Raw genomic sequence first — 26,796 nt, 5'->3', positions numbered from 1 at the left:
TGCCAAGTCGGAAAGACACAATGTCCCTCATTCTTATTCTGGAGCAGATCCTGAACGGATTACAGTTCGGGGTGATGCTCTTTCTCATGGCGGCTGGGCTTACGCTGGTCTTTGGTGTCATGGGATTAATCAATCTCGCGCATGGTGCGCTTTATATGGTTGGTGCCTTTGCCGCCGCGATCGTCGCGGCCTGGACGGGCTCCTTTGTGCTGGCCCTTGCGGCAAGCCTTGTGGCCGCTGCCGCCGCAGGCGCATTGGTTGAGCTGCTGGTCATTCGCAAACTGTATGACCGCGATCACCTTGATCAGGTGCTGGCCACCTTTGCGTTGATCCTGGTTTTCTCGGAAGGCACACGCTGGATCTTTGGTTCGTTTCCACTGTTTCTGGATGTGCCGAGTTATCTGTCTGGGCCTGTGACCCTGCCGGGGGGCATTCAATATCCGCTATATCGTCTGACGATCATTGCAATTGGTCTGGTTGTGGCAACAGGGTTGTTCTGGTTGATCGCGCGTACCCGTATCGGCATTCAAATCCGCGCGGGTGAAAGCGACCGCGAGATGATCGCCGCATTAGGTGTCGATATATCAGTGCTCTATACGCTGGTCTTCGCATTGGGTGCGGCCCTTGCAGGCCTTGCGGGTGCTTTGGTCGGTGCAATCCAATCCGTGCAGGTGGGCATGGGCGAGCCGGTACTGATCCTCGCTTTTGTGGTGATTGTTATTGGCGGCATCGGATCAATCAAAGGGGCGATGGTTGGTGCGCTATTGGTTGGTCTGACGGACACTTTGGGGGGGGTATTCTTGCCGCGGCTGTTTGGGCTCTTTATGGAACCGGCGAGCGCGACCTCTGTTGGCGCGTCGCTGGCGTCAATGTTGATTTACATTCTGATGGCGGTGATCCTTTTGGTGCGCCCGTCAGGCCTATACGGAGGGCAGAGCTGATGGGGCGCGAACGGCTATTAAATGCAGGCGTCATTTTGCTGCTGCTCATGGTGCCGCTTTGGGCATGGAGCGCGGATGAACCTTTTCTGATCACCCTTGCGACAAAGGTGGCAATCTTGGCGCTGGCCGGCGTCGGTTTAAACATTGCCTTAGGTATTGGCGGGCTGGTTAGCCTGGGCCACGCTGCGTTTTTCGGCATCGGTGGATATGCGATGGGTATTTTGGCGGCCCATGCCCAAAACTACGAGCCGTTGATGCAGTGGCCAATGCTGGTTGAGGGTACGAACCAGATGCCGCTGATCTGGCTGGTTGCCACTGCAAGTAGCGCACTGGCGGCACTGGTGATTGGTGCCCTGTCGCTGCGCACCTCGGGTGTTTATTTCATCATGATCACGCTCGCCTTTGGTCAGATGCTTTACTATTTCGCGATTAGCTGGTCCGCCTACGGCGGTGAGGATGGGTTATCGATCTGGGTGCGGAATGAGTTTCCGGGACTTAATACGCTGGTACCGCTTCAGTTTTTCCTAATTTGCTATGTTATTCTATGTCTTGCACTTTGGTTTTCCGCCCGACTGGCACACGCGCCCTTTGGCCTGGCACTGGCGGCCGCCCGCCAATGCGAGGCACGGGTCGAAACCGTGGGCATCACCCCTTATAAACTGCGGCTCACCGCCTTTGTCATTTCCGGTGCCATCACAGGACTGGCAGGGGCATTGTTTGCGGATCTCAATCGTTTTGTCAGCCCAACCATGCTGAGCTGGCACACCAGCGGCGAAATCATGATCTTTGTGATTATTGGCGGCGTCGGGCGTCTTTTTGGCCCCGTGATAGGCGCGGCTTTGTTCATTCTTCTGGAGCATTTTCTGGGTGGGATCAGTGACTATTGGCAAATCTACCTAGGCGGATTGCTCTTGATGATCGTGCTGTATGCCCGTGGTGGCATCATCGGCGCCATCAGCGGGCGGGAGGTGGCTCATGACTGATCAAATGACGCAGGTGCTGAAGGTACGGAACCTAAGCAAGTCTTTCGGGGCTTTGCAGGCCAGCAAGAATATTTCGCTAGACCTCAAGACAGGTGAAATTCACGCGCTTATAGGGCCGAATGGGGCAGGAAAATCAACACTTATCAAACAGATATCCGGCGAACTTTGCCCTGATAGCGGCGAAGTCGAAGTTCTGGGGCAGGATGTCAGCGCGCTGGACCGTGTCGCGCGTGCGCAGCTCGGGTTAGGGCGGACTTTTCAGATCTCAGCCTTGGCGATGGAGTTCACGGTGCTGCAAAATACGGTCCTAGGCGCGCTTGGTGCGCGGGGCGGTGTTTTTCGGTTTTTTGGCAACGTGATGCGCGACAAAGCTTTGCTTCAGCAGGCTGAGCATGCGCTAAAACGGGTTGGCCTGATTGACGACGCGATGCGGCGCACTGCGGATCTGTCGCACGGTCAACGCCGCCAGTTAGAGGTCGCCGTGGCTCTGACAATGGCACCTAAGCTGTTCCTGATGGATGAGCCGATGGCCGGGTTGGGGGCAAGTGGGTCAAAGGCGCTCACGACGTTTCTGGATGAGTTAAGGACCGAGGCGCCGATCCTATTGGTGGAACATGACATGGATGCTGTCTTTGCGCTGGCAGATCGGATCAGTGTGCTGGTTTACGGCGAAGTGATCGCCACAGGCACTACAGACGAAATCCGCAATGACCCAGAGGTGCGCCGCGCCTACTTGGGCGAGGAGGAGGCTGTATGAGCCTGTTATCGCTACGAGATGTAACAGCATCCTATGGGCCGTCACAGGCGCTTTTTGGTGTGAAACTAGAGATCAGCGAAGGTGAAGTGGTCGCGCTTATGGGGCGCAATGGCATGGGGAAATCCACAACGATCAAGACAATCTGTGGCATGTTACCTGCCAGTTCCGGTACGTTGGAATTCGCGGGCGAAAATCTGCGCGGCATGGCGTCGCATCGGATCGCACGATTGGGTGTTGGCCTTGTGCCGGAAGGGCGGCGCTGTTTTGCGCCGCTTACGGTTGAGGAAAATCTGATTGCTGCCGCCCGTCCGGGGCCATGGGATTTCGCGATGGTGGCCGAATTGTTTCCACGACTGGAGGAGCGCCGCGATCAGACCGCATCGTCGCTCTCGGGTGGTGAACAGCAGATGTTGGCAATTGGTCGCGCGTTGATGATTAACCCCCGCCTGTTGATCCTGGACGAGGCAACCGAAGGCCTTGCCCCCGTGGTGCGGCAAGAGATCTGGGCGGCCATCGCGCGGTTAAAGCGCGACAGCGGCTTGTCGATCCTGGTGGTGGATAAAACACTGCGGGAACTTGCAGCAGTGGCGGATCGGGCGGTGATCTTGAACAAAGGGGCATCAGTCTGGAGCGGCACAATGACCGCACTGACACCTGAGCTGAAGGACCGCTATCTGGGGGTCTGACATCGTCACTGGCTTGGCCTTGCCGGAGTGGTTTGTTAGGCAGGGTCAAATACCCAATACCAAGGACGCTCCGTCATGCCAGCCATCACAATCTGTATTCCGGCCTACGCGATGGGCGGGGAGGGTGCGTCTTATCTGGCGGATTCCTTTGACCATCTCTGCGCGCAGAGCTTCGGCGATTTCGACGTCGTGGTTTCGGATCAATCTGATGATCAAGCGGTCGCCGAGGTTTGCGCGGCCTATGGCAACCGCCTCACCGTAACACATCTGTGGAACCGCGATGGTGCCAGGCAGGCTTCTGCGAATGTGAATAACGCGATGCACCACGCCAAAGGCGAGATTATCAAGATTCTGTTTCAGGACGATTTGATAATTGATCCCAACGGCCTGCAGCGCATTCATGATGAAATGGGGCAGGGCGCGTATTGGTCGCTATGTGGCTCGGGCACCACGCGTGACGGGGTTGCGGTTGATCGTCCGATGGTCCCACATCTGACCAACCGGTTGCATTTTGGTAAAAATACCGTCTCCAGCCCATCGGTTTTGGCAATGCGACGTGAGGCGCTGGTGCTGTTTGACGAAGCGCTGATCTGGCTGATGGATGTGGACATCTATAAACGGCTTTGGGATGCCCATGGCGCGCCGATTGTTGTAGCTGACACCATCATTGCCAATCGCCTGCATGATGGGCAGGTCAGCGCATCAGTCAGCAGATCCCTTCGTCAAACTGAACTGCGCTATATGGCGCGGAAGTTTGCAAAAACCACCAGTCTGTGCGGCTGGATGGAGTATCTGCGGCAGCGGTTGAAGGCGCTCTGACATCGCGACGTCAAAGTACACCTATGGGCAGTCTGAGGTGATGCCCATAGGTATTTCAATCGTCTAGCGGGATAAGTGAATGTTAAATCTCTCTCGCAAAGCCTGATCCAGAACTGGATCGAATTGCGCCTGCGAGGCTTGGCTTAGGATATGTTCCTTGCGGGCCACAGCCTTTTTTATGAGGTCAGGCTTGTCCAGCTCAGCCCATTCCTTGGGAGAGGTGCGATCCCCGAATGTGGGATAAACGAAATCCTGCTGCATCCGGCTGAGCGTAGCGTCCGTACCCAGATAATGGCCAGTTCCGCTAAGGCAGACTTCAGCGATCTGATCGATGGCAACAGTGTCCTCGCTCACCTCAATACCGCGCACGCAGCGCATCGCCTGGCCGAGCATATCGTCGCTCAGGATCAAGGACTCAAGGCAGAAACCAAGCAGAGAGGCATGCATTCCGGCCGCCTCATACACCATATTGCACCCCGATAGCCCCGCCATCACGTTGGAACACATCTGTTCCCATCCGGCCTGCATGTCGGGCAGTTTGCTGTCAGAGGCGCCGGCGGCGGCCCCTCCCGGCAGGTCATAAAAATGATGCATCTGCGCGCAGCCCGCCGTCAGCAGGGCCTGCTCACCGGATCCGATGGACATTGCCCCGGTTCGCAGATCAAGCCCGAAAGGCCAGGTACCAAAGATCGCAGGCGCGCCGGGTTTGACGGCGTTGACATAGACCAGTCCGGCCAGACATTCGGCAACCGCCTGCACAATTGCACCGGCAATCGTTGACGGTGCGGTAGCGCCGGCCATGCCCGCGGACAGCAAGAGAACCGGCATGCCACCCTTGATGCACAGCTCCATCACCTCGCAGCTTTCAGTGGCGAACTTCATCGGGGGCACAACGAAGCAGTTGGAATTGGACATAAACGGACGCTCGCGCCATTTGTCCTCACCGCCTGCAATCATATGCAACATCTCCAGTGCCGGCGGCACATGGCTCGGCTCAGTAAAGGATGTTCCGATATGTTTTAACGTGCCAGAGCAGCTCGCGTAGACCGTGTTCAGGTCCATTTCCATATTGTCGAGTATATCGCGGCACACCATGGGCCGTTGCAGGAAATGGACGTTGTCCAGTTGGTCGGTGATCCGGGCCGCGTCGTGCAGATCCTGCACAGTTGAATCGCGGTATGTCCGGCCATGAACGTCAACCACATGGACCGCAGCACCGGCGGTGCCGTAATGGACCCGTGTGCCAGAGAGTTCGAGATCGTTTTTGCCATCCCGGCTGAACAGGGTGACCGATCTGTTCGCCTTGGCAATCGTGTCCTCGACCAGGGCGCGGGGGAACCGGATGCGGCCATCGTCCCCCTCAATGCAGCCCGCAGCTTTCAGATAGGCAACCCCGCTTGGTGGCGCGTCGGCAAGGCCGATCTGCTCCAGTGCATCAAGCGCGGCTTGGTGAATACGTGCAACACCGGCGTCGCTGAGCGGGCGATATCGCCCACCTTCCATTCCGGCGCGCACGGGGCGCAGGTGATCTGCAAGCGGGGCCGCTCGGGCTGCACGGCGCGCCGCACGCCCGCCATTACGGGCCGTACGGGGGGAATTCGATTGATCTGTCATTGTGGGGGTCTTTCACGTTTGGGTAGGATCCGATGGGTTCAGATCCACTGTGGCCGCCCCCGCGCCGCCCGCCCGCGCGCCGCACCAATGGTCCGACCGATCAGGCTAATGAGCCATCGCTCACTTGATTGCTGTTCTCGTTGGATGTCTGCCATCTGACGCTCCGCTTACGTCTGGACATCGTTGCACAGAGAGAGCGTGATTCTATCCCGTTTGCGACTTATGTGAAATTCGCGACAAAAATTTCATGTCGACGGGTCTTTAATATATTAAAATAATCGTGAGAATATTTTAAAAAAGATAATTTTATAAATGGCTTGTAAGCCACTTTTGATCTGCAAAGCGGACTCAGTTTAGGGCAGTCTGATGGCGCGATAATGCTGAACCGAGTGTTAAGTATTATCGCCGATACTGGTCAGACAATGATATTTACGCGCGCCAAAACGGCTCGCAGCCAGAAAAGGGCAGTGCCGATGACACCGGCTATAGTTCGCACAAGCAACCGGACACCGCCGCTGCATGATGGTGGCGTCAGACGTGGAGATGCGAAGGTGACCTGGCGCGTCATGGCCTCTGGTCTTGGAATTGCGCTGATGTTTGGTGTCCCGGTTGGTGCCGGTGATTGGAGCGGCTTCTTTCTGGGGGCCTCGATGGCCCGCACATCGGCCTCGTCAGCTGACCGGGGACCCGTCAGCGCACCGGGGTTGCATCTGGGCTATGATCACGATTTTGGTCGGATCGTCCTCGGCGGAGAGGTGGAGGTTGATCGCAGTGGGCGTCTCACACCTGATCTGCAAGAGGATCAGACAAGCCGAGTCAAACTGCGTGCCGGCTACGATCTGGGCGAGACGCTGGGCTATGTAACCATCGGCACTGCGCGCAACGAGAGTGCAACTGACAGCGATAATGGCGCAGTCTATGGTGTGGGTGTCAGCTATTCGCTGAACGGCGCACTGAGGCTGAGCGGTGAGTATTTGCACCAAGATGCCAACGACGGCGCCGCGCTGCAGGCACCCGCGCGCGATATCCTGTCGATCAGGGCGTCCTTCCAGTTCTAGGGTCTCTACCTCGCCACCACGCGTTTGCTGCGCAATGCGAGGTCTACCACAGGTGCTTTCTCGTTTCTTGCGGATGGAACAAAAGAGACGCTGCGCGCTCGCACCTGCCGTGCTTATCCAAAATCCAGCAAGGCACATCACAATCTCCGAGGTAAGCAATATTTGGCCAGCGACGGCCGGACTGGGCGCATGCTCGCCGATCGGCGCCTAACCGCTTGAAATTCGCCGGCAGAAAGCTGCCTTCGAGATCTATTTTCGGCCACTCCATGCGCAATATTCACGAAAAACCGCAACGGCTCTGGAACAATTCGGCTCTCGATCTTCTTTAGGAGGGGCAGACGCGAGAGTAGCGCGTCTTTGAGAAGACACATGTCGAAAGACAGACAAGGAGAAGTCGAGATGACTCGTATCGTATCCATGGCCGCTATCGCCGCCGCCCTGAGCACCCCAGCCTTTGCCGGCAATCTGGAAGAGCCCGTCGTGGCCCCAGCGCCTGCGGCACCGCCCGTCGTGGTTGCCAATGATGGTGGTGATTGGACTGGTGCCTATATTGGTGGCCAAATCGGGCAGCTGGACGCAGATACCAGCAACGGCCTGTCAGGGGATGACGTCTCTTACGGTGTCCACGCTGGCTACAACTATGATTTTGGCCGCTTCGTACTGGGTGGTGAGATTGATTATGACGCCACAGATGTCGAACTGGGTGGCGGTGCCGCCACTGTGGACTCTGTGATGCGCGGCAAGGTGAAGGCCGGGTATGACTTTGGTCCCGTGCTGGCCTATGTGACCGGCGGTGTGGCGCAGGTTGATACCTCTGTTGGTGATGAAACCGGTGAATTCTACGGTATCGGCGTGGCCTACCGCGTGACCGACCAATGGACCGTCGGTGGTGAAGTGTTGGAGCATGACTTCGACAATCTGGGCAGCTCCGGCATCAGCGCCGATGCGACGACCGTATCGCTGCGGGCCTCCTACCAGTTCTGATTTGCCCCCCCCAGTGATAACAGCGGCGCGTCCATTTCGATGGGCGCGCCGTTTTGCGATGGCGTGAAGGCTTAAGTCTGAATTGCAGGCTTGGCGGGGCTTTCTTGCTGTGTTATGCCAATCTTATGACCCAGATGTGCAACATTATTACCTGCTGCATTACCTGCTGAAATAGTCAGCGGGCTGGTTTCTGTCGTTCCCTTCTTTTGAACAAGTTGCTAAGCCCGCGCTGCGCGCCGCGTATCTGCGGCACCCGTTGGGAGAGTGGCCAGAGGCGCATGCGCTGCGGTCAGACGAAGGATTTGTGATGACGACGATCAAGCTGCACAACACCCGCACCAGAGGCAAAGAGGTGCTGGACCCGCTCAATCCCGACGATGTGCGCCTCTACCTCTGCGGACCTACGGTTTATGACCGTGCCCATCTGGGCAATGCGCGTCCTGTGGTGGTTTTTGATGTGCTCTATCGCCTGTTGCGCCACGTCTACGGCACCAATCACGTCACCTATGCACGCAATTTCACCGATGTGGATGACAAGATCAACGCAACCGCGCTGGCCCGGAAGGAAGCGGGCGCGCCGGGCACGCTGGAAGAGCTGGTGCAGGAGCGCACGGAAGAGACCATCAGCTGGTATCTGGCCGATATGGGAGAGTTGGGTGCGCTGGAGCCGGATCACATGCCGCGCGCAACCGCCTATATTCCGCAGATGATCGCGATGATCGAAGACTTGATTGCCAAGGGCCATGCCTACGCCGATGGCGCGGGACATGTGCTGTTCTCGGTCAAGAGCTACAAGGATTACGGCGCGCTGTCCGGCCGGTCGGTGGATGACATGATTGCCGGGGCGCGGGTTGAAGTGGCCGATAACAAACGCGATCCGATGGATTTCGTGCTGTGGAAGCCCTCCACCGATGAGCTGCCGGGCTGGGACAGCCCCTGGGACCGGGGTCGTCCGGGTTGGCATATCGAATGCTCCGCCATGAGCCACGAGCTGTTTGGCGACAGTTTCGACATTCACGGCGGCGGCAATGATCTGATGTTCCCGCATCACGAGAATGAAATTGCGCAAAGCTGCTGTGCCCATCCGGAAGGCGATTTTGCAAAAATCTGGCTGCACAATGAGATGCTGCAAGTCGAAGGCAAGAAGATGTCCAAGTCTCTGGGCAACTTTTTCACCGTGCGCGACCTCTTGGATCAGGGCTATCCGGGGGAGGTGATCCGGTTGGTATTTTTGCAAACCCACTATCGCAAGCCGATGGATTGGACCGACAAAAAGGCAAAGGAAGCAGAGGCAACGCTGCGCAAGTGGCGCGTGCTGACCACGGGCATCGAGCCCGCGCCCACCGCTGCTGCCGCGGTCATCGAAGCACTGTCTGATGATCTCAATACCGCCGGGGCCTTGGCGGAACTGCACAAGTTGGCCTCCACTGAGACGGCTGCTGATCTCTTGACCTCAGCCCGCCTTCTGGGTTTGCTGACAGATGATTTGGGAACTTGGGCGCAAGATGAAGATCACGACTTAAGCCACTATGAAAATAAACTTTTTGAGGCGCGTCAGCTGGCAATGGAGACCAAGAATTTTGCGGAAGTTGACCGGTTGAAATCGACCTTGGTTGATGCCGGGGTTGAGGTTCGGATGAGTAAGACCGGCGTTGAATTGGTGCCCGGCCCGTCGTTTGATGCCAGCAAACTGGACGCGATCTAGCACCACAACACATCACGGCCCTCTGAGGGGAGGGCCACCCTCATTTGCCAAGCCATAAGGCCAGCCATGACCAAAGAACGTCTTTACCTCTATGACACCACGCTGCGCGATGGGCAGCAGACCCAGGGTGTGCAGTTTTCGACCACTGAGAAGGTGCAGATTGCCACGGCGCTGGACGGGCTTGGGGTGGACTATATCGAAGGGGGCTGGCCCGGCGCCAATCCGACTGACAGCGGGTTCTTTGATGCAGCCCCGCGGACGCGCGCGACCATGACCGCCTTTGGCATGACCAAACGGGCCGGGCGGTCCGCGGAAAACGACGATGTTCTGGCGGCGGTGATGAATGCGGGCACCGGGGCGGTCTGTCTGGTGGGCAAGAGCCATGACTATCACGTAACCCACGCGCTGGGGATCACGCTTGAGGAGAACCTCGACAATATCCGCGCCTCCATCGCACATCTTGTGGCGCAGGGGCGCGAGGCGCTGTTTGACGCCGAACATTTCTTTGACGGCTATAAGGACAACCCGGATTACGCGCTGGCAGCATGCCGTGCCGCGCTTGAGGCGGGCGCGCGCTGGGTGGTGCTGTGCGATACCAATGGCGGCACCTTGCCGGGGGACGTGGGGCGGATCGTGGCGGAGGTGATCGCGGCCGGGTTGCCGGGGGATCATTTGGGTATTCACACCCATAATGACACCGAAAATGCGGTGGCCTGTTCGCTGGCGGCTGTGGATGCAGGCGCGCGGCAGATCCAAGGTACGCTGAACGGTCTGGGGGAGCGCTGCGGCAATGCCAATCTGACAACGCTGATCCCCACATTACTGCTGAAACAGCCCTATGCGGACCAATTCGACATCGGTGTCAGCCACGAGGGCTTGAGCTCGCTGACCGCGCTCAGCCGGATGTTGGATGAGATCCTGAACCGGGTACCAACGAAACAGGCCGCTTATGTTGGGGCCTCCGCCTTTGCCCATAAGGCCGGGCTGCATGCCAGCGCGATCCTGAAGGATCCGAGCACCTACGAACATATTGACCCGGCATTGGTTGGCAATGCGCGTATCATTCCGATGTCCAATCAGGCAGGGCAGTCCAATCTGCGCCGTCGCCTGTCGGAGGCCGGTCTGCGCGTTGAGAACGGCGACCCGGCGCTGGCGCGAATTCTGGAGCGGATCAAAACCCGTGAGGCCGAGGGGTATTCCTATGATACCGCGCAGGCCTCGTTCGAGATCTTGGCGCGCGAGGAGCTGGGGCAGCTTCCAAGTTTCTTTGAGGTGAAGCGCTATAAGGTCACGGTAGAGCGGCGTAAGAACAAGTATGACCGGATGGTCTCCCTCTCTGAGGCGGTTGTGGTCGTCAAGGTGGATGGGCAAAAGCTGCTGTCGGTGAGTGAATCGCTGGACGAGACCGGTAGCGACCGGGGTCCGGTGAACGCGCTGGCCAAGGCACTGACGAAGGATCTGGGCCAGTATTCCAAGGCGCTGGGTGATATGCGGCTGGTTGATTTCAAAGTGCGCATCACCCAAGGCGGCACCGAGGCGGTGACACGGGTCATTATCGACAGCGAAGATGGCGCCGGGCGACGCTGGTCCACCGTTGGCGTCAGCGCGAACATAATAGATGCCTCGTTTGAGGCGCTGCTGGATGCGATCCGCTGGAAGCTGCTGCGCGACACCGATGCCGGAGGCGTTGGCGTCTGATGACGACATTTGATGACGACCTGATTGCCTGCGCCGATCTGGTGCAGAAAGGCGATCCCGACCGTTTTGCGACGGTGATGGCCTCGCCAGTCTCTACGCGCGCCGCCCTGTTTGCGATTTACGCGTTTAATCTGGAATTGGCGCGGGCACCCTGGGCCTCAACCGAGGCAATGATTGCCGAAATGCGTGTGCAGTGGTGGCGCGACGTCGGCGCCGAGATTGCCGCCGGTGGCCCTGTGCGTCGACATTTTGTCGCGACACCACTGGCCAGGGTGCTGCGGCCTGACCTCGCGGTGCATATTGATGCGATGGCAGAGGCCCGGCGCTGGGACATCTACCGAGATCCGTTTGAGGATGAGGCGGCACTGGCGGATCACATCGACAAGACCACAGGCTCGCTCATGTGGATGGCAGCGGCGACGCTGGGGGCACGTGATCAGACACTAGTGCGCCGGTTCGCCTATGGGGTCGGCGTCGCCAATTGGCTGCGCGCAATTCCCAAATTAGTTGCAGAGAAGCGCGTGCCGCTTCTGGATGGCACCCCCGAGGGAGTACGGGCACTGGCCCAGGATGGCCTTGCGGCGTTGAAAGAAGCCCGCGCCAATCGGGGAGCGATGGCGGCATCTTCGCTGCCGGCGCTCCTGCCAGGCTGGCAGGCGGACAAGATCCTGCAACAGGCCGTCGCCGTGCCGCAACGGGTTGCAGATGGCGCCTTGGGGACAAGTGAATTCCGCCGTCGCACCAGTCTGATCTATCGGGTCTCGACCGGGCGCTGGTAGGTTCACTGAGATTCAGATGGAAAAAAGACGCCGACGGCTTTCCGCCTGGCGTCTTTTTCTTTTTCTGCAGCGGGTTAACCGGAGATCACATGTCACGTACAGCTCGGGGTTTCAACGCAAGCCACAAGAGCGCGCCGCCCGCCAGGACCAGGAAGGGCGCCATCGCCATGTTCACGGCGGTCCAGCCTTCGACCGCACTACCGCCTGAACAGTTCATCAGCCCGCCCGAGGCCAGCGAGGCAAAGGTGACGCCGCCAAAGACCAAGAGATCATTCAGCCCCTGCATCCGGCCGCGCTCATAGCTCTCATGTGCGCCTGCCAGCATGGTGGTTGCACCAATGAAGCCAAAGTTCCAGCCAATGCCCAGCAAGACCAAGGCGACAAAGAAATTTTCCAGATCCACGCCCTGCAGCGCGACAGCCCCGGCTGCGGCAAGAATCACAAGGCCGGCGCCAACAACCTTTTCAACGCCGAAACGCGCAATCAGATGACCGGTAAAGAAGGAAGGCACATACATTGCCAGCACGTGGGCGGTCACCACGTCAGCCGCGCTGCCTTCGGTAAAGCCACAGCCAACAACCGCCAGCGGGGTGGAGGTCATCACTAAGTTCATCAGCGCGTAGGACACCATTGCACAGATCACGGCCACGGCGATGGTGGGTGTGCGCAGCAGCTCCAGACGGCTGCGTCCCTTGGGCGCGTCCTCGCTGGGCACCGGGGGTTTGGGGATCTTGAGGAACAGAAACAGGATGGCGCCCAGAACATTGACTGCGACCACGGCCATATAGGTGCCGAGGAAGGGGATCACAAAGGCTTGGCTGGTCGCCTTGACGATCTGCGGGCCAATAATGGCTGAGAGCAACCCGCCCGCCATCACATAAGAAATTGCCTTGGGCCGAAACGCATCGGACGCGGTGTCAGTGGCGGCAAAGCGGTAAAAACCTTGCGCGCTCATGTAGATACCGGTCAGGAAGCTGCCAAACAGGAAGATGGGGAAGGAACCAAGGTAGAGCCCATAGGCCCCAATGACACCGCCAAGCGTGCCACCAGCGGCGCCCACGAAGAAGCCCACCTTGCGCCCATACCGCTGCATGATCGCAGAGATCGGCGTGGCCGCCAGCATGGAACCGGCGACGATCAGCGAAATCGGCAGCGTCGCGAAACAGGCATTGCTGGCAAGCGATTGACCTGCGAGACCACCAATGGTGAAAATCATCGGCATCTGCGCACCCAGAAAGGCCTGCGCAAGCACGAGAATGACAACATTGCGTTTGGCGATGCGGTCGTCGGGGAGGGGGAGGCTGTCAGTCATGACAGATGCGTATCCCTGAATATCCGACAGGGCAAGATTGATGCTGCATCAGTGCGCTATGCGCGCGAAAAAGACGCAAGGAGAGGTGACACATGACAGGATCGAAAAATCCGGATGCAGCGGGGGCATTCAATGTCGGACGGATCATCACCAGTGACGCCTGTGTGCGCGAAGGAGCAGCTTGGCTGGCCGATCACGACGCGCGATTTGCCGCCGCGATTGACCTCTGCGGACCGCTGCCCCTGCGCCGCAAATCCGAGGGGTTTGCCGAGTTGCTGAGCGCGATTGTCAGCCAGCAGGTCAGCGTGGCCTCAGCCAATGCGATCTGGGGGCGGATGGTTGAGGCCGGGCTGGATACAGCACCGCAGGTAGCAGCGGCCAGCGAGGAGGATTTGCGTGCCGTGGGTCTCAGCCGTCAGAAAATTCGTTACGCCCACGCCCTTGCTGCGGCCGGTATTGATTTTGACGCGCTGCGCCAGCTGCCGGATGCCGAGGTGATTGCGACCCTGACGCAAGTGTCGGGCATCGGCACCTGGACGGCGGAAATCTATGCGATGTTCTCGCTTGGGCGGGCCGATGTCTTTGCCCATGGCGATCTGGCGCTGCAAGAGGGCGCGCGGATCCTGCTCGACCTGCCGGAGCGGCCCAAACCCGCCGCGATGCGCCGCATCGCCGAGGCATGGTCGCCGTGGCGGTCGGTTGCGGCGCGCGTGCTCTGGGCCTATTACCGGGTGGCAAAGGACAGGGAAGGGATCCGATGACACGAGTTTTATCAGCCGAGCGCAAGGCGCCTTTGTCGGGGCAGACCCGATCCGTGGTGGTGTTTCTGCATGGCTATGGGGCCAATGGCGCCGACCTGCTGGGACTGGCTGACCCCTTGGGCGAACATCTGCCCGACACCTTGTTTGTTGCACCAGATGCTCCGGAAAGCTGCGCAGGCGCGCCTTTTGGTTTCCAGTGGTTTCCGATCCCCTGGATCGACGGCTCTTCGGAAGAGGAATCCATGCGCGGGATGATGGCCTCAATCGAGGATCTGAACGCCTTTCTGGATGCGCTGATGGTGGATGAGGACGTGCTGCCCGAGCAGGTGGTGCTGTTTGGATTCTCGCAAGGCACAATGATGAGCCTGCATGTGGCCCCCCGCCGCGAGGATGCGGTGGCGGGGATCGTCGCCTTTTCCGGTCGCCTGCTGTCGCCGGAAACGCTGAAGGACGAGGTCATCTCAAAAATGCCGGTGCTGCTGGTGCATGGCGACGCTGACGATGTGGTGCCGCCACAATCACTGCCCGAGGCTGCCGAGGCGCTGGGAGAGGCCGGGTTCCAGGATGTCTTTGCCCATATCATGAAGGGCACAGGTCACGGCATTGCCCCCGATGGGTTGAGCGTGGCGCTGGCCTTCATGCGCGACAAGCTGAGCCTCTGAGAGCTGAAAGCCGTAGATGAAGCGCAAAACCGCGTAAGGATTAGCCCTTGCGCGGCTTTCTTGGTTTTCGCGGCTTTGCTCTCGCATTCGGTTCCGGGCGACCGGGCGTTGACGCGGCAGCCTTGCGCCGGGCGATGGCCTGTCGATTTGGCGCGGGTTTGGGTTTGGGCGGTCCGGGAATGTTCGGCACCTCCAGATCCTCCCAACTGCCGGGGGACAAGCCATCAAGCGTCCAGATCCCAATCGCAGCGCGGATCAGACGTAAGGTCGGGTGGCCGACAGCGGCTGTCATCCGCCGCACCTGGCGGTTGCGGCCTTCGCGGATGGTCAGCGCGATCCAGCTATCAGGGACGGATTTGCGCACACGGATGGGCGGATTGCGCGCCCAGATCCCGTCGGGTTCATCCATCAATGCCGCCTTGGCTGGGCGGGTCAGCCCGTCCTTCAGCTCTACGCCGTCGGCCAGAGCCTGAATGGCGGCGGCATCCGGTGTGCCCTCGACCTGTACCCAATAGGTTTTTGGCATCTTATGCTGCGGGTCCGAAATCCACGCCTGCAATCGCCCATGATCGGTCAACAGCATCAGCCCTTCGCTATCACGATCCAGTCGACCGGCGGGATAGACATCAGGCAGGTTAATCCAGTCACTCAGCGTGGCGCGCGGGCTGCCTTCGCTGCCGCGGTCGGTGAATTGCGGCAAGACATCAAAGGGCTTATTGAAACGGATCAATCTGGTCATCAATCTGCAATAGGCAGCGCTTTGCTGAGTGGCAAGTCCAACTGTAGTACCAATCTTGGTTTCACCTGGTGGTTCAGACGTCACGGAGGTGTCACGGAATCATTCTAACGCTAGGCTTCAGACGGGGACGGGCGCCGTCACAATCATACCGCCTCAATCATTGATAATGGGGGCTTGTCAGTTGCAGGCCACGATATATAGTTAATCCAAAGCAGGGGCGGGTTCCCCGCTCTGGTGTCGGAAAACAGGCAGACAGGGCGGTAGAGCCGTTGCAGAACATGCAGATCCAACAGCAACAGAGTGCAGCAGATTTTGGTTATGGCCCTCCGGCCCTATCCCACACCCAGCCTATGACGTGTTTCAACAAAGGGGTGCGTCCGCTGATTGGTCTGCGAATACCTGTGTGGCCGCATCGAAACCTTCTGTCGGCGAGCCTGCGGAATGTTGGCATTCAAATGACTAATCCAAAGACAAGCGCGTGGGCTCCACGCGCTTTTGTTTTGTCTGAAACCACCGCTGTGTCGGCCCGTACGCGGGGGCAGGGTGGTGGTCAGTGGCCGGGACCTTGGCGCAGGTCCAGGCCATTGAAACGAGGAGGTGCAGTATGACCGTCGCCGTTGGTAATCTCAGAACTTTGATTCTGAACGCAGATATGCAGCCGCTCAGCTGGGCACCGCTGTCAGTCTGCAATTGGCAGGATGCGTTTGTTGCCGTCCATCAGGAACGGGTCATACAGGTCAAGACCTATGACGATGTCGCGGTGCATTCGGCCTCGGACACCTTCGAAGTGCCCGCTGTTGTTGCGCTCAAACGCTATCGTAAGCGCAAGAAGGTGGCCTTCACCCGTTACAATGTGTTTCTGCGTGATGAATTTTGCTGTCAGTACTGCGGCAATCGTTTCGCGGCAAAGGATCTGACATTTGACCATGTCATTCCCCGCAGCAAAGGCGGTGCATCTTCCTGGACGAATATCGTGGCCTGTTGCAGCGCCGACAACCTGCGTAAGGGCAACCTGAAGCCACAGCAGGTCGGGTTGAAACTGCGCCGCAAACCCTTTGCCCCCAGTCCGCATGAGCTGGACGCCATTGCCCGGCGCCTGCCGCGCCCCAAACCAGAGCTGCACCAGACCTGGATGGACTTTCTCTATTGGGACAGCGAATTGGACAGCTGATCGCACCCTGTAAGAGCTATGAAAAGGCCCCGATCAGCAGCGCTGTCGGAGCCTTTGGTTGTCTGTATACGAGAGATTCAGCCCTTAGCGCGTTGTACCATGCCAAAGAGATCGCGCGGATCGTCAGGGTCGGCCAACATATCCAACTCAAGGAAGAAATCCGTATCCTTGATCCGGTCGCGGATGTAGCGCAGGGCCGAGAAATCCTCGATCGCGAAACCAACGCTGTCGAACAAGGTGATCTGCTTGTCATCGCGGCGACCGGGCTTCTGGCCCAGGATCACCTGCCACAGTTCGGTGACTTCAAAATCCTCAGGCATCTGCTGGATTTCGCCCTCGACACGGGTTTGGGGCGGAAACTCAACAAACACATCCGAGCGCGTCAGGATGCCGGGGGCCAATTCGGTCTTGCCGGGGCAATCGCCGCCGATGGCGTTGATGTGGACACCGCTGCCGACCATATTGTCGGTCAGGATCGTGGCGCATTGTTTGTCGGCAGTGCAGGTGGTCAGAATCTGAGCGCCCTCAATGGCCTCTTCCGGCGTCTTGCAAGCCACAACGTCCAGCCCGCTGTTTTTCAGGTTCGCTGCGCATTTGGCGGTCGCTGCCGGATCAACATCATAAAGCCGCACGGATTTCAGCCCACAGATCGCCTGCATCGCTAGTGACTGGAACTCCGACTGCGCGCCATTGCCGATCATCGCCATCGTTGTCGCGCCTTTGGGGGCCAGATGCTTTGCCACCATGGCTGAGGTTGCAGCGGTGCGCAGCGCGGTCAGGATGGTCATTTCGGTCAGCAGGACCGGATAGCCGGTATAGACATCCGCCAAGAGGCCAAAGGCGGTGACAGTCTGCAGCCCCTCAGAGGTGTTCTTCGGATGGCCGTTTACATATTTAAAGCCATAAGCCTCGCCGTCGGAGGTTGGCATCAACTCAATCACACCGACGTCGGAATGGCTGGCCACGCGCGGTGTCTTGTCAAACAGCTCCCAGCGTTTGAAATCTTCTTCGATATAGGTGGCCAGATCCTTCATCACCGTGTCAATTCCAACATGATGAATGAGGCGCATCATATTGTCGACGCTGACAAAAGGCACAAGTGCCTTGTCCGAGGGTTGGGTCATGACTGGGTCCTTTCACGGGGGCTGAGGTGGATGCCTGCCAGCATGCAGCGCACCGACCCGCCAGCGGTTTCGATAGTGGGAATGGAGAGCGGCAGCAGGGTCGCGCTGCGCTCAATTATGGCAATTTGGTCCGGGCGCAGCACCTCTGCCGCACGTGAGGACAGCGCCAGCAAGCGACTGTGCCCGGTCAGCTCCAGCGCGTTGCCGGCAAATCCGGCAATCTGTTCAGGCGTAAGATCAATCACCCGGCGTCCGGTTTCCTCCAGCCGCGCGGCAACTTCGGCCCGGCGCGTTGGATCGGTGATCATATCGAGGCAGATCAGCGCATAATCCGTGCCAATGCCCATCAGAACATTGGTGTGATAGACATCACGTCCCTGCGCATCCCGTGCTTCAAATACCATCGGTTCAAAGTTGAAATGGGTACAGAAGCGTTCCAGCAGCACCGGATCGGCACGGTTGGATTTAACGGTATAGGCAATGCGCCCGATATGGTCGAGCACCATGGCGCCGGTACCTTCCAGCGCCAGCCCGTCCTGTTCCAGCCCGGAATAGTCGATCACATCCTGAACGCGGTAGTCCCGCTTCAGCAGTTCGATCACATCCCAGCGGCGTTCCTTGCGCCGGTTGGCCGCATACATCGGATAGACCGCAACATGGCCGCCGGCATGGGTCGAAAACCAGTTGTTCGGAAACACGCTATCCGGTGTTTCCGTGCTAGTGTCGTCAAACACATGGACGCTCACACCTGCGCCGCGCAGCGCGGCAACAGCGGCGTCGAATTCAGCCAGCGCCTGGGCCGAGGTGACATCGGCAGTCTCACGCGCAAGGGTCTGAAACGCATTGTCGTCGCGCGTCTCCGGGTTGGAGCAGAAATGGTGCGGGCGGATCATCACCACCGCACCGGGGGCCTGAAGCTGGCTCATTGATAGCTCCGTGTCGGGCGGTCAAAGACACGACGCCCAAGGGCTGAGGCGCAGAGATCCACCATCAGATGGGCCGTGCGGCCCCGCTCATCCAGAAACGGGTTCAGCTCAACAAGGTCGAGCGAGGTCATCAGCCCGGAATCGTGCAGCATTTCGCACACCAAATGCCCCTCGCGCACTGTGGCGCCGCCGGGCACGGTGGTGCCGACCGCAGGGGCCACAGACGGGTCCAGAAAATCAACATCCAGCGAAACATGCAGCATTCCGTTGGCATCCTTGACCCGCTGAAGAAAGGCAGAAAGCGGACCGGCAATGCCATTTTCATCGATATCACGCATGTCATGACGATGAATATCGCTGGCCTCAAGCGCGAGGCGTTCCGGGGTGTCCACGGAACGCAGGCCAATCATGCAGACGTTTTCTTGCGGGACCGGATTGGCAACCTCGGGAAAGCCTGCGAAATCAGGGCGCCCGGTGAAATAGCCCACTGGTGTGCCGTGCAGGTTGCCGCTGTCAGAGGTCGCCGGGGTGTGAAAATCGGTATGCGCATCGAGCCACAGCACGAATTGCGGGCGGCCTTCCTTGGCCGCGTGGTTGGCCACGCCAACAACCGAACCCAAGGACAGCGAATGGTCGCCACCAAGGAAGATCGGTAGCCCTTTTGTCATCGCCTCTTCCGCGGCGCGGATCAGACGATTGGTCCAGCCGATCGTTTCATTGCGGGCAAAGACCAGACCGTCGTTGGTATCAGGTTCATGGGTGGCAGGACGCAAATTGCCCTGATCGATCACCTTATGACCCAGACTTTCGATTGCGCGCCCCAGACCGGCGGTGCGATAGGCATCCGGCCCCATCAGGCATCCGGCGCGTCGCTTGCCGCTGTCCACCGGGGCGCCGATCAGAATACAGGTCTTGGATGTCACGCGCATATCTCCTCTGTGAAATGTGTATACCTTTAGAAATCTCCGTTTTGAGGTGGAATCCAGCGATCAAATCGCCCATATAGTAGGTCAAATTGCCAAGATGGAGATAAGATTGGACAAAACGGATGAACGCCTGATTGCTGCCCTTCGCCATAATGCACGCGCCTCCCTGTCGGACCTGGCGTTGCAGCTGAACCTGTCGCGGACCACGGTACGGGCACGGATCGAACGGTTACAGACCAAGGGAGATATCCTTGGGTTTTCTGTTGTGCTGAAAGAGGATGTGCTGCGCGATCCGGTGCGTGGACTGATGATGATCGGCATCGAAGGCCGTGGTACCAGCCGGATCACCCGCCAGCTACAGGGTCTGCCAGAAGTTCGGGCGATCCACACCACGAACGGGCGCTGGGATCTGATCATTGAGCTGGGCACCGAAACGCTTGAAACCCTGGATGCCGCCCTTGCCAAGATCCGCACATTCGAAGGGGTGGTCAGCAGCGAAACCAACCTCCTGCTTGCCACGAAAAAGGACAGCTGAGCCGAGCGGTGACACGCCCGGCCCGATGCAGGCGTCAGATCCGGTTCTTGCGCATGTGATTGGCCGCAGCAATCCAGAGCACGGCCAGAAAGAGCGATGCAATCGCATTCCAGCTGGCCATTGAGAGGCTGAACAGCTCCCATGGTACATCGTCGCAGCGCACCAGCGGTGCCGACATGATCCGCTGCATCAGATCCTCGCCGCTGAGGGTGCCAATCGGGCCGGAGGTGCAGGAATTCGGACCTTCCCACCAGCCGCGCTCTACCCCGGTGTGATAGGCGCCGATACCCGCCGTGGCCAGCGCAGCCAGCGCGCCGAGATAGGGCAGAATCATCATTGGCACCATCAGGGCCAGCACCCCAATCACAATCGCCGCACCATGCGGGTAACGCTGCCAGATGCACAGCTTACACGGCGGCATCTCGCCCAGATACTGGAACCCGAAGGCCCCCAGCAGAAGCGCAGCTGAGCCAGCGGTGGCAATCAGAATTAGAAATCGGCTCATGTTTACAAGACCTTTAGTGCGAAAAACCCGCCAAACAACAACACGACAAAGATCGTGAAGACAAGGCCCAGACGCCGTTCAATAAAGTCGCGGATGGGCGCGCCGAATTGCCACAGAAGCCCCGCAACGATGAAAAACCTCATAGCACGTGCCAGAATGGAGGTCGCAACAAAGGTTACGATGGGCATTCCGGTCCAGCCTGACATTATTGTGATCACCTTATAGGGAAAGGGCGTAATGCCCGCGATCAGCACTGCCCAAAACCCAAAATCATTGAAGCGCTGATTGAATTCCGCCATTGCATCCGCCTTGCCCATGGCAGCAAGTATCGGCTGACCGACACTGTCGTAGAAAAAAGCACCAATCGCGTAGCCCAGCAATCCGCCCGCAACCGACGCGACCAGCGCCACCAATGCGATCAGCCAAGCCCGAGACGGGCGCGCGAGGATCATCGGGATCATCAATACATCTGGCGGGATTGGAAAAACCGAGCTTTCAACAAAGGCGACACCAGCGAGGCACCACAGCGCCTTGGGATGATCGGCCAGGGCCATGGTTCGGTCATATAGCGCGCGCAGCATTGTCGGGGATTTCTCCTTGGCAGTCCGATCTGAGCGGTGCCACGCGGTGACAGGCGCGTCAACCGCCATGGTGAAAGGACCTGTGATTGTGACAAGGCACCGCCTGCGCATTTTTCCGACTTCAGGGCGCAATTTCCCTATAGACCTCCGCTGCGGGCTTGGGTAGGAACGGGGCAGAGGCCCAAGTGGCGGAATGGTAGACGCAGGGGATTCAAAATCCCCCGCTGGTGACAGCGTGCCGGTTCGAGTCCGGCCTTGGGTACCATGAAAAGCAGAGAGTGCGTTTATCGCCTCTCTGCTTTTTTTGTTTTGTGAACAGCCTGGCTACGCAACGCATATTTTAGATTATGATCTCTGAACTTGGGCGAGAATGGGCGCTCTTCGCGGGCGGGCCAAGGGCTGGCGGCGATTGCATCTTTCAGGGTTTCATACAGCGCGGGGTCAATGGCTTTGCCTGCCAAATCATCCATTATGGCAAAGGTGCGGTCCAATGACATGGCCGCGCGATAGGGACGATCCGCCGTCAAAGCGTCAAAAATATCAGCAATGGTCAGGATGCGCATATCGGTGCTGAGGTCGGCCGCCCCTTTCCCATAAGGATAGCCCTTGCCATCCAGGCGCTCGTGATGAGCAACAGCCACTTCGGCCACGTCTTTGAACACGGAAATACGGCGCAGCACATCGTGACCCAGCACGGGATGCAGCTTCATCTGGTCAAATTCGACATCGTTCAGCTTACCGGGTTTGTCGAGGATCGCACTGGAGACGCCTAGTTTGCCGATGTCGTGCAACAGACCAGCGCGCACCACCGAACGACGATGCGACAGATCATAACCCAATTGTTCACAGATCATGTCGCTGTAGTGAGCGACCCGTTCCGAATGGCCTGAGGTAAAGGGGCTCTTGGCGTCAATGACGCGCGAGAAGGCATAGGAGATTTCATCCAGATATTGTTCATCGACATCAACCGTTGCCTTGGCCGGACTGCGCGACAGTACACTGGCCTCCAGCTTGTCACCCGTGAGCGCGTCATAGAATCCAGGGGCGCGGATCACACGGGTAAAAATCGGAACCAGATCTGGATCGAACCAACTGCCTGCGCGTTCTTCCAGTTCTGTTGCGGCGGCGTAAGACCCCAATTGAAGAGTGAAGACATCCGTCACCTGAGCCATCAGCGCTATTCGCGAAAACAGGGGAATTTGCTTGCCGCTAATCCCCGCAGGATGGCCACCTCCGTTCCAATGTTCGTCAAGTCCTGCAATACCATCAGCAACCTGTTCGGAGAACCGCATCAAACGCGCGATTTCTGCCCCACGGTCACAGCGCGTCTGGATCAGTTCAGTAGCAAGGCTGCCACTGCGCCCAATAACACCAGTGACGGTTTTCAACCGTTTTAAAGGGCCGTCGTCCAGACCGGTGTGCCGCAACACAAAATCCAACTTTTGCCGGGTGGTGCCATCGACAAACTTGAAGTTTCGTTTGAAAGTCAGATCATCGGTGCGATACAGCGCGCAGATACGTGCCGCATTGGAACTGCACCCCAAATCCTTGAGCAGCAGTGTGAAATAGAGATCTGCGCGATCTTGTTGGGGCAGGTCCAGGTATTCAGCAACCTGCATGCCAATCCAGCAACAGCGCACACAATGCCCCTCTGGCTGGCCTTCGGTCAGGTCCAGCGCATGGCTGAGCGCGCCCAGCAATTCTCCAAGCTGGATTGTCTGACCACCAACCATAGGATAGCGCACGCCCGGCAAGCCACCTGCATGCGCCGCAGCAGCAATGGCGACTGGATCAAAATCCGTCGCAGTGTAGGGCAGCCCATTGGCCGACATGGTGCGCATCCTTGTTCAAATGCGCGTTCAAACTATACTCAAAGCCTTAACTCTAGGTTATCACCCAGATTGAGCTATGCTGTGTTTGTCAGTTTTTAGCTTAGGCTACCCGGTTGGCTGCGGCACGCAACAGTGTCTGCGTATAGGAGTGCTGGGTTTGTCCCGCACGCATGGCATCAATGCTCAGGATTTCAACAATCTCGCCATGCTGCATGACGGCGGCCTGATCACACATATGTGCCACCACGGCAAGATCGTGAGAGACCATAACAAAGGTCAGCCCATGGGTAGCGCGCAGGTCGCTAAGCAGGTTGAGAATTTCCGCCTGAACAGAAACATCCAGCGCTGAGGTCGGCTCATCCAGCAGCAAGATATCCGGCTGTGGTGCCAAGGCACGGGCAATGGCGACGCGCTGGCGTTGTCCCCCCGACAGCTGATGCGGATAGCGAAAGCGAAAGGCCGGGCCGAGACCGACGTCTTTCAGCAATTGATCGACCCGATCATCGATATCGCGAAACCCGTGCAGGTGCAGCGTCTCCGACAACACCTGATCCACCGACTGGCGCGGATGGAGCGAGGCATAGGGATCCTGAAACACCATCTGAACGGTCTTGTAGAACTCGCGGTCGCGGGTGGGGCCAAGCCGTGTGCCTTCGACCGAGATTTCACCGTTCCATTGCGGCGCAAGTCCGGTGATGGCTTTCAGAATAGTGGATTTTCCCGACCCGCTCTCCCCGACAAGGCCAAAGCTGGCACCTGTCTCAACGCGGAGAGAGGCCGTTTTGACGGCATGGACCAGCGCGTGGCGTTCGCCGAAATAGACGTTCAGATTGTTGATGTCCAAGGCGGTTGTCATCACCGTCCCTCCACGCTGGGGGCATCCCGCCAGGCGGGATCACGTTGCAGGACCTCCAGCCGTGGACGCGGTGCGTCAAACCGGGGCAGGCTGCCCAATAGCCCCTTGGTGTAGGGGTGCTGGGCCTCATGCAGGTGATTGGCGTCGCAGACCTCGACGATGCGGCCCGCATACATAATCAGCACGCGGTCGCAGAATTGCGACACAAGGTTCAGATCGTGGCTGATAAAGATCAGCCCCATGCCGCGTTCCTTCACCAGCCGATCCATGATCGACAGCACCTGACCCTGTACGGAGACATCCAGCGCAGAAGTTGGCTCATCCGCGATCAGGATTTCGGGGTTGGGGATCAGCATCATGGCGATCATGATGCGCTGGCCCATGCCGCCGGACATCTCATGCGGGTAGGCGGTCATCACCCGTTCCGGGTCGCGGATCGACACGGCCTCCAGCATTTCCAGGGCTTTGGCATAGGCATCGGTCTTGGTGGATTTGCTGTGCAGGCGATGCGCTTCGATCAGCTGGTCGCCAATGGTCATCACCGGATTGAGCGAGAATTTCGGATCCTGCATCACCATAGAGATCTGCTCGCCCCGGACCTTGCGCATCTCACGTTCGGATTTGGCCAGAAGGTTTTCACCATGCAGATTGATGTGATCGGCCTCAACAATGCCAGGATGGCGGATCAAGCGAAGGATGGCACGACCGGTCATGGATTTACCCGAGCCGCTTTCGCCAACAATCCCAAGCCGCTCACGGCCAAGCGAAAACGACACGCCGCGCACCGCATCAAAGATCCCATTGCGGGTGGGAAAGCGCACCCAGAGGTTTTCTACATCCAATAGCGTGCTCATGAGGCGCTGTCCTTTGGGTCCAATACATCACGCAGGCCATCGCCCAGCAGGTTGAAGGCCAGTGAGACCGCAAAGATGGCGAGACCGGGCATGGTGGCAACCCACCAGTGATCCAGAATAAATCGGCGCCCTTCGGAAATCATCGCGCCCCATTCCGGGCTGGGTGGTTGCGCGCCAAGGCCAAGGAAGCCGAGTCCAGCAGCGGCCAGAATGATCCCGGCCATATCCAGTGTCACCCGCACGATCAGCGAAGACACGCACAGCGGCCAGATATGCTTGATAATGATCCGCAGCGGACCTGCGCCTTGCAGCCGGATCGCGCTGATATAGTCAGAGGACCGGATCGTCAGCGTCTCTGCCCGCGCCATCCGCGCATAGGGCGGCCAAGCGGTGAGAGAGATCGCCAGCACGGCGTTTTCGATCCCGGCGCCAAGCGCGGCCACAAAGGCCAGCGCCAGAACCAGCCTTGGAAAGGCGAGGAAGATATCGGTGATCCGCATCAGGATGATATCAGCCCAGCCACCAACATAGCCGGAAACCGTCCCCACGAGAAGCCCTGCAATCGGCGCAATCATTGCAACCAATGCGACGATATAAAGCGTGATACGCGCACCGTGGATCAAGCGGCTGAGGATATCGCGACCAAGGGAATCCGTGCCCAGAATATGCCCCTCGCTGCCAAGCGGTTGCAGCCGGTTGGCGAGGTTCTGCACATAAGGGTCATGCGGCGCGATCACCGGCGCCAGCACAGCAATGGAGATCAGCAGGATCAGAATGCCAAGGCCAACCATGGCCATGTGGTTCTGCCGCAATGAAAGCCACCCTTGATAGAGGGCGGCCAGCCGCGCCTGACGACGTGATGTCGGCGTGTCAGTCAGCAGCCAGGCGCGCAGGCCCTGCTTTGGGGCCGTGGTTTGCGAAGACATGCTCATTTCGACCTCGGATCAAAGACTTTATAGAGAAGGTCGGAGAAGATGTTGAGGCAGATGAACACCAGACCAACAACAACTGTGCCGCCCAACACCGCATTCATATCCGCCGACAGCAGAGCGGTGGTGATATAGCTGCCAATTCCCGGCCAGGAGAAAATGATCTCGGTCAGAACTGATCCCTCAAGGAGATTGGCATAGCTCAGCGCGATCACGGTGATCAGTTGCACGCGGATATTGCGAAATGCATGCGTCCAGACCACGGCCCATTCGCTCATGCCCTTGACGCGGGCGGTGGTGACATATTCCGCCGAAAGCTGCTCCAGCATGAAGGACCGCGTCATGCGGCTGATATAGGCGAGGCTGTAGTACCCCAGCAGCGCGGCAGGCAGCACGATATGTGAGAACGCATCGCGAAACGCGCCCCAGTCGCCCGCAATCAGCGAATCCAGCAGGATCATCCCGGTGACCGACGGGATCATATCCTCATAAAATATCCCCTGACGGCCCGGCCCACCGACCCAACCCAGGATGCCGTAGAACAGCAATAGCCCCATCAGGCCCAGCCAGAAGATGGGCATGGAGTACCCAACCAGCGCGATCACACGGGCAATCTGGTCAATCCAGCTGCCCCGGCGTACCGCGGCGATGACGCCCAGTGGCACACCAAGGATACAGCCGAAAAAAATGCCAATAGTGGCCAGTTCAAACGTCGCCGGGAACACACGGGCAATATCGGTGGACACATCGCGTGCTGTCAGCAATGAGGTGCCGAAATCACCCCGCAGGACATCGGTGACATAGTAGAAAAACTGCACCGCCAGCGACCGGTCAAGGCCCAGCTCGCGGTAGGCGGCGTTATACTGCTCCTCGGTGGCACGCTCGCCGACGATGGCCAGCACCGGATCGATGGGCATCACCCGACCGATCAGGAAGGTCACAAACAAGAGGCCCAGCATAGTGACCGCGATGGACGACAGCGTCACCAGCGTGCCGCGCGCCCAAGGGGGGAGGGGCAGCCAAGGCCGCCGCTCCGTTTCTGTTGCGAAATTCGCCATC

At 58.7% G+C, this 26,796-nt stretch carries 27 protein-coding genes and 1 tRNA gene; 15 read left to right on the top strand and 13 right to left on the bottom strand.

Going from position 1 to position 26,796, the window contains the following annotated elements; all coding sequences use genetic code 11:
- Positions 1-20 precede the first annotated feature (20 nt).
- From PhaeoP97_RS08225 to PhaeoP97_RS08205, 5 genes are all read left to right on the top strand, one after another.
- Positions 21-941, top strand: a complete 921-nt coding sequence (locus PhaeoP97_RS08225) for a branched-chain amino acid ABC transporter permease (protein WP_072504665.1) — start codon at positions 21-23, stop codon at positions 939-941.
- Positions 941-1,924, top strand: coding sequence for a branched-chain amino acid ABC transporter permease (locus tag PhaeoP97_RS08220; RefSeq protein WP_072504664.1), 984 nt, complete (start codon positions 941-943; stop codon positions 1,922-1,924). Before PhaeoP97_RS08225 ends, PhaeoP97_RS08220 begins: the two co-directional genes overlap by 1 nt.
- Positions 1,917-2,681 (top strand): ABC transporter ATP-binding protein, encoded by a 765-nt coding sequence (locus tag PhaeoP97_RS08215; protein ID WP_072504663.1) that lies wholly within the window; start codon positions 1,917-1,919, stop codon positions 2,679-2,681. The genes PhaeoP97_RS08220 and PhaeoP97_RS08215 overlap by 8 nt, the downstream gene beginning before the upstream one ends.
- Positions 2,678-3,367, top strand: a complete 690-nt coding sequence (locus PhaeoP97_RS08210; protein ID WP_072504662.1) for an ABC transporter ATP-binding protein — start codon at positions 2,678-2,680, stop codon at positions 3,365-3,367. Before PhaeoP97_RS08215 ends, PhaeoP97_RS08210 begins: the two co-directional genes overlap by 4 nt.
- A 75-nt stretch (positions 3,368-3,442) precedes the next feature.
- Positions 3,443-4,186, top strand: a complete 744-nt coding sequence (locus tag PhaeoP97_RS08205; protein WP_072504661.1) for a glycosyltransferase family 2 protein — start codon at positions 3,443-3,445, stop codon at positions 4,184-4,186.
- A gap of 63 nt (positions 4,187-4,249) precedes the next feature.
- Here PhaeoP97_RS08205 and PhaeoP97_RS08200 read toward each other — a convergent pair whose 3' ends face one another.
- A complete protein-coding gene (locus PhaeoP97_RS08200; RefSeq protein ID WP_072504660.1) occupies positions 4,250-5,800 on the bottom strand; it encodes a trimethylamine methyltransferase family protein in 1,551 nt (516 codons plus the stop codon).
- A gap of 473 nt (positions 5,801-6,273) precedes the next feature.
- Here PhaeoP97_RS08200 and PhaeoP97_RS08195 point away from each other — a divergent pair, with 473 nt between their 5' ends.
- From PhaeoP97_RS08195 to PhaeoP97_RS08175, 5 genes are all read left to right on the top strand, one after another.
- A complete protein-coding gene (locus PhaeoP97_RS08195) occupies positions 6,274-6,858 on the top strand; it encodes an outer membrane protein (protein ID WP_072506369.1) in 585 nt (194 codons plus the stop codon).
- 399 nt (positions 6,859-7,257) lie between these two features.
- Entirely contained in the window at positions 7,258-7,842 is a 585-nt protein-coding gene (locus PhaeoP97_RS08190) for an outer membrane protein (RefSeq protein WP_072504659.1), read from the top strand.
- Between the two features lie 307 nt (positions 7,843-8,149).
- Positions 8,150-9,547: a cysteine--tRNA ligase gene (gene cysS / locus PhaeoP97_RS08185; protein WP_072504658.1), complete on the top strand. Its 1,398-nt coding sequence runs from the start codon at positions 8,150-8,152 to the stop codon at positions 9,545-9,547.
- A gap of 66 nt (positions 9,548-9,613) precedes the next feature.
- Positions 9,614-11,245: a citramalate synthase gene (gene cimA / locus PhaeoP97_RS08180; protein ID WP_072504657.1), complete on the top strand. Its 1,632-nt coding sequence runs from the start codon at positions 9,614-9,616 to the stop codon at positions 11,243-11,245.
- Positions 11,245-12,024, top strand: a complete 780-nt coding sequence (locus tag PhaeoP97_RS08175; protein WP_072504656.1) for a squalene/phytoene synthase family protein — start codon at positions 11,245-11,247, stop codon at positions 12,022-12,024. Before cimA ends, PhaeoP97_RS08175 begins: the two co-directional genes overlap by 1 nt.
- 85 nt (positions 12,025-12,109) lie before the next feature.
- On the opposite strand, the gene PhaeoP97_RS08170 is transcribed toward PhaeoP97_RS08175, so the two are convergent.
- Positions 12,110-13,336: an MFS transporter gene (locus tag PhaeoP97_RS08170; RefSeq protein ID WP_072504655.1), complete on the bottom strand. Its 1,227-nt coding sequence runs from the start codon at positions 13,334-13,336 to the stop codon at positions 12,110-12,112.
- Between the two features lie 92 nt (positions 13,337-13,428).
- Between PhaeoP97_RS08170 and PhaeoP97_RS08165 the strand changes: the two genes are divergently transcribed.
- Together PhaeoP97_RS08165 and PhaeoP97_RS08160 are read left to right on the top strand one after the other, a co-directional pair.
- A complete protein-coding gene (locus PhaeoP97_RS08165) occupies positions 13,429-14,097 on the top strand; it encodes a DNA-3-methyladenine glycosylase family protein (protein WP_072504654.1) in 669 nt (222 codons plus the stop codon).
- Positions 14,094-14,759 (top strand): alpha/beta hydrolase, encoded by a 666-nt coding sequence (locus PhaeoP97_RS08160; protein WP_072504653.1) that lies wholly within the window; start codon positions 14,094-14,096, stop codon positions 14,757-14,759. The genes PhaeoP97_RS08165 and PhaeoP97_RS08160 overlap by 4 nt, the downstream gene beginning before the upstream one ends.
- Before the next feature lie 40 nt (positions 14,760-14,799).
- Here the strand turns inward: PhaeoP97_RS08160 and PhaeoP97_RS08155 are convergent, their stop codons facing one another.
- Positions 14,800-15,498, bottom strand: a complete 699-nt coding sequence (locus PhaeoP97_RS08155; protein ID WP_072504652.1) for a pseudouridine synthase — start codon at positions 15,496-15,498, stop codon at positions 14,800-14,802.
- A 604-nt stretch (positions 15,499-16,102) separates the two neighbouring features.
- Here PhaeoP97_RS08155 and PhaeoP97_RS08150 point away from each other — a divergent pair.
- Positions 16,103-16,669 (top strand): HNH endonuclease, encoded by a 567-nt coding sequence (locus PhaeoP97_RS08150; RefSeq protein WP_014880053.1) that lies wholly within the window; start codon positions 16,103-16,105, stop codon positions 16,667-16,669.
- 77 nt (positions 16,670-16,746) lie between these two features.
- Here the strand turns inward: PhaeoP97_RS08150 and PhaeoP97_RS08145 are convergent, their stop codons facing one another.
- The 3 genes from PhaeoP97_RS08145 to rocF are packed head-to-tail and all read right to left on the bottom strand — an operon-like array spanning position 16,747 to position 19,642.
- Positions 16,747-17,793 carry an ornithine cyclodeaminase gene (locus tag PhaeoP97_RS08145; RefSeq protein ID WP_072504651.1) on the bottom strand — a complete coding sequence of 349 codons (1,047 nt, stop codon included), beginning with the start codon at positions 17,791-17,793 and terminating at the stop codon, positions 16,747-16,749.
- Complete coding sequence (ctlX, locus tag PhaeoP97_RS08140; protein ID WP_072504650.1) at positions 17,790-18,719, bottom strand: citrulline utilization hydrolase CtlX; 930 nt, start codon at positions 18,717-18,719, stop codon at positions 17,790-17,792. The genes PhaeoP97_RS08145 and ctlX overlap by 4 nt, the downstream gene beginning before the upstream one ends.
- Positions 18,716-19,642: an arginase gene (gene rocF, locus PhaeoP97_RS08135; protein WP_072506368.1), complete on the bottom strand. Its 927-nt coding sequence runs from the start codon at positions 19,640-19,642 to the stop codon at positions 18,716-18,718. The genes ctlX and rocF overlap by 4 nt, the downstream gene beginning before the upstream one ends.
- A 112-nt stretch (positions 19,643-19,754) precedes the next feature.
- Here rocF and PhaeoP97_RS08130 point away from each other — a divergent pair, with 112 nt between their 5' ends.
- A complete protein-coding gene (locus PhaeoP97_RS08130) occupies positions 19,755-20,180 on the top strand; it encodes an Lrp/AsnC family transcriptional regulator (RefSeq protein ID WP_014874739.1) in 426 nt (141 codons plus the stop codon).
- Between the two features lie 34 nt (positions 20,181-20,214).
- On the opposite strand, the gene PhaeoP97_RS08125 is transcribed toward PhaeoP97_RS08130, so the two are convergent.
- Both PhaeoP97_RS08125 and PhaeoP97_RS08120 read right to left on the bottom strand, forming a co-directional pair.
- Positions 20,215-20,685 carry a disulfide bond formation protein B gene (locus PhaeoP97_RS08125; RefSeq protein ID WP_072504649.1) on the bottom strand — a complete coding sequence of 157 codons (471 nt, stop codon included), beginning with the start codon at positions 20,683-20,685 and terminating at the stop codon, positions 20,215-20,217.
- 2 nt (positions 20,686-20,687) lie between these two features.
- On the bottom strand, positions 20,688-21,266 hold the full coding sequence (locus PhaeoP97_RS08120; protein WP_072506367.1) for a YqaA family protein: 579 nt from the start codon (positions 21,264-21,266) through the stop codon (positions 20,688-20,690).
- A 179-nt stretch (positions 21,267-21,445) separates the two neighbouring features.
- Here PhaeoP97_RS08120 and PhaeoP97_RS08115 point away from each other — a divergent pair.
- A tRNA-Leu gene (locus tag PhaeoP97_RS08115) sits at positions 21,446-21,531 on the top strand.
- Positions 21,532-21,550: 19 nt separating this feature from the next.
- On the opposite strand, the gene PhaeoP97_RS08110 is transcribed toward PhaeoP97_RS08115, so the two are convergent.
- The 5 genes from PhaeoP97_RS08110 to PhaeoP97_RS08090 all read right to left on the bottom strand — a co-directional run bounded on the left by PhaeoP97_RS08110 (position 21,551) and on the right by PhaeoP97_RS08090 (position 26,795).
- Complete coding sequence (locus PhaeoP97_RS08110; RefSeq protein ID WP_083570425.1) at positions 21,551-23,098, bottom strand: HD-GYP domain-containing protein; 1,548 nt, start codon at positions 23,096-23,098, stop codon at positions 21,551-21,553.
- A 100-nt stretch (positions 23,099-23,198) separates the two neighbouring features.
- On the bottom strand, positions 23,199-23,954 hold the full coding sequence (locus PhaeoP97_RS08105) for an ABC transporter ATP-binding protein (RefSeq protein WP_072504648.1): 756 nt from the start codon (positions 23,952-23,954) through the stop codon (positions 23,199-23,201).
- Positions 23,954-24,808, bottom strand: a complete 855-nt coding sequence (locus tag PhaeoP97_RS08100; RefSeq protein WP_072504647.1) for an ABC transporter ATP-binding protein — start codon at positions 24,806-24,808, stop codon at positions 23,954-23,956. The genes PhaeoP97_RS08105 and PhaeoP97_RS08100 overlap by 1 nt, the downstream gene beginning before the upstream one ends.
- Positions 24,805-25,740: a nickel transporter permease gene (nikC, locus tag PhaeoP97_RS08095; RefSeq protein WP_027247283.1), complete on the bottom strand. Its 936-nt coding sequence runs from the start codon at positions 25,738-25,740 to the stop codon at positions 24,805-24,807. The genes PhaeoP97_RS08100 and nikC overlap by 4 nt, the downstream gene beginning before the upstream one ends.
- Complete coding sequence (locus tag PhaeoP97_RS08090; protein WP_014874732.1) at positions 25,737-26,795, bottom strand: ABC transporter permease; 1,059 nt, start codon at positions 26,793-26,795, stop codon at positions 25,737-25,739. The genes nikC and PhaeoP97_RS08090 overlap by 4 nt, the downstream gene beginning before the upstream one ends.
- Position 26,796 lies beyond the last annotated feature (1 nt).

Source organism: Phaeobacter porticola (genome assembly GCF_001888185.1).
GTDB lineage: Bacteria > Pseudomonadota > Alphaproteobacteria > Rhodobacterales > Rhodobacteraceae > Phaeobacter > Phaeobacter porticola.
This window is presented reverse-complemented; position numbering and strand designations above follow the sequence as displayed.

Excerpts from the sequence above, each read along its gene's own strand:
- cimA (WP_072504657.1), top strand. The coding sequence starts at position 9,614 with ATGACCAAAGAACGTCTTTACCTCTATGACACCACGCTGCGCGATGGG.
- PhaeoP97_RS08170 (WP_072504655.1), bottom strand. The coding sequence starts at position 13,336 with ATGACTGACAGCCTCCCCCTCCCCGACGACCGCATCGCCAAACGCAAT.
- cysS (WP_072504658.1), top strand. The coding sequence starts at position 8,150 with ATGACGACGATCAAGCTGCACAACACCCGCACCAGAGGCAAAGAGGTG.
- PhaeoP97_RS08225 (WP_072504665.1), top strand. The coding sequence starts at position 21 with ATGTCCCTCATTCTTATTCTGGAGCAGATCCTGAACGGATTACAGTTC.
- PhaeoP97_RS08165 (WP_072504654.1), top strand. The coding sequence starts at position 13,429 with ATGACAGGATCGAAAAATCCGGATGCAGCGGGGGCATTCAATGTCGGA.
- PhaeoP97_RS08215 (WP_072504663.1), top strand. The coding sequence starts at position 1,917 with ATGACTGATCAAATGACGCAGGTGCTGAAGGTACGGAACCTAAGCAAG.
- PhaeoP97_RS08090 (WP_014874732.1), bottom strand. The coding sequence starts at position 26,795 with ATGGCGAATTTCGCAACAGAAACGGAGCGGCGGCCTTGGCTGCCCCTC.
- ctlX (WP_072504650.1), bottom strand. The coding sequence starts at position 18,719 with ATGAGCCAGCTTCAGGCCCCCGGTGCGGTGGTGATGATCCGCCCGCAC.
- PhaeoP97_RS08205 (WP_072504661.1), top strand. The coding sequence starts at position 3,443 with ATGCCAGCCATCACAATCTGTATTCCGGCCTACGCGATGGGCGGGGAG.
- PhaeoP97_RS08120 (WP_072506367.1), bottom strand. The coding sequence starts at position 21,266 with ATGCTGCGCGCGCTATATGACCGAACCATGGCCCTGGCCGATCATCCC.
- PhaeoP97_RS08175 (WP_072504656.1), top strand. The coding sequence starts at position 11,245 with ATGACGACATTTGATGACGACCTGATTGCCTGCGCCGATCTGGTGCAG.
- PhaeoP97_RS08155 (WP_072504652.1), bottom strand. The coding sequence starts at position 15,498 with ATGACCAGATTGATCCGTTTCAATAAGCCCTTTGATGTCTTGCCGCAA.
- PhaeoP97_RS08100 (WP_072504647.1), bottom strand. The coding sequence starts at position 24,808 with ATGAGCACGCTATTGGATGTAGAAAACCTCTGGGTGCGCTTTCCCACC.
- PhaeoP97_RS08200 (WP_072504660.1), bottom strand. The coding sequence starts at position 5,800 with ATGACAGATCAATCGAATTCCCCCCGTACGGCCCGTAATGGCGGGCGT.
- PhaeoP97_RS08220 (WP_072504664.1), top strand. The coding sequence starts at position 941 with ATGGGGCGCGAACGGCTATTAAATGCAGGCGTCATTTTGCTGCTGCTC.
- PhaeoP97_RS08160 (WP_072504653.1), top strand. The coding sequence starts at position 14,094 with ATGACACGAGTTTTATCAGCCGAGCGCAAGGCGCCTTTGTCGGGGCAG.
- PhaeoP97_RS08110 (WP_083570425.1), bottom strand. The coding sequence starts at position 23,098 with ATGTCGGCCAATGGGCTGCCCTACACTGCGACGGATTTTGATCCAGTC.
- PhaeoP97_RS08195 (WP_072506369.1), top strand. The coding sequence starts at position 6,274 with ATGACACCGGCTATAGTTCGCACAAGCAACCGGACACCGCCGCTGCAT.
- PhaeoP97_RS08190 (WP_072504659.1), top strand. The coding sequence starts at position 7,258 with ATGACTCGTATCGTATCCATGGCCGCTATCGCCGCCGCCCTGAGCACC.
- PhaeoP97_RS08150 (WP_014880053.1), top strand. The coding sequence starts at position 16,103 with ATGACCGTCGCCGTTGGTAATCTCAGAACTTTGATTCTGAACGCAGAT.
- PhaeoP97_RS08105 (WP_072504648.1), bottom strand. The coding sequence starts at position 23,954 with ATGACAACCGCCTTGGACATCAACAATCTGAACGTCTATTTCGGCGAA.
- PhaeoP97_RS08210 (WP_072504662.1), top strand. The coding sequence starts at position 2,678 with ATGAGCCTGTTATCGCTACGAGATGTAACAGCATCCTATGGGCCGTCA.
- PhaeoP97_RS08145 (WP_072504651.1), bottom strand. The coding sequence starts at position 17,793 with ATGACCCAACCCTCGGACAAGGCACTTGTGCCTTTTGTCAGCGTCGAC.
- nikC (WP_027247283.1), bottom strand. The coding sequence starts at position 25,740 with ATGAGCATGTCTTCGCAAACCACGGCCCCAAAGCAGGGCCTGCGCGCC.
- PhaeoP97_RS08125 (WP_072504649.1), bottom strand. The coding sequence starts at position 20,685 with ATGAGCCGATTTCTAATTCTGATTGCCACCGCTGGCTCAGCTGCGCTT.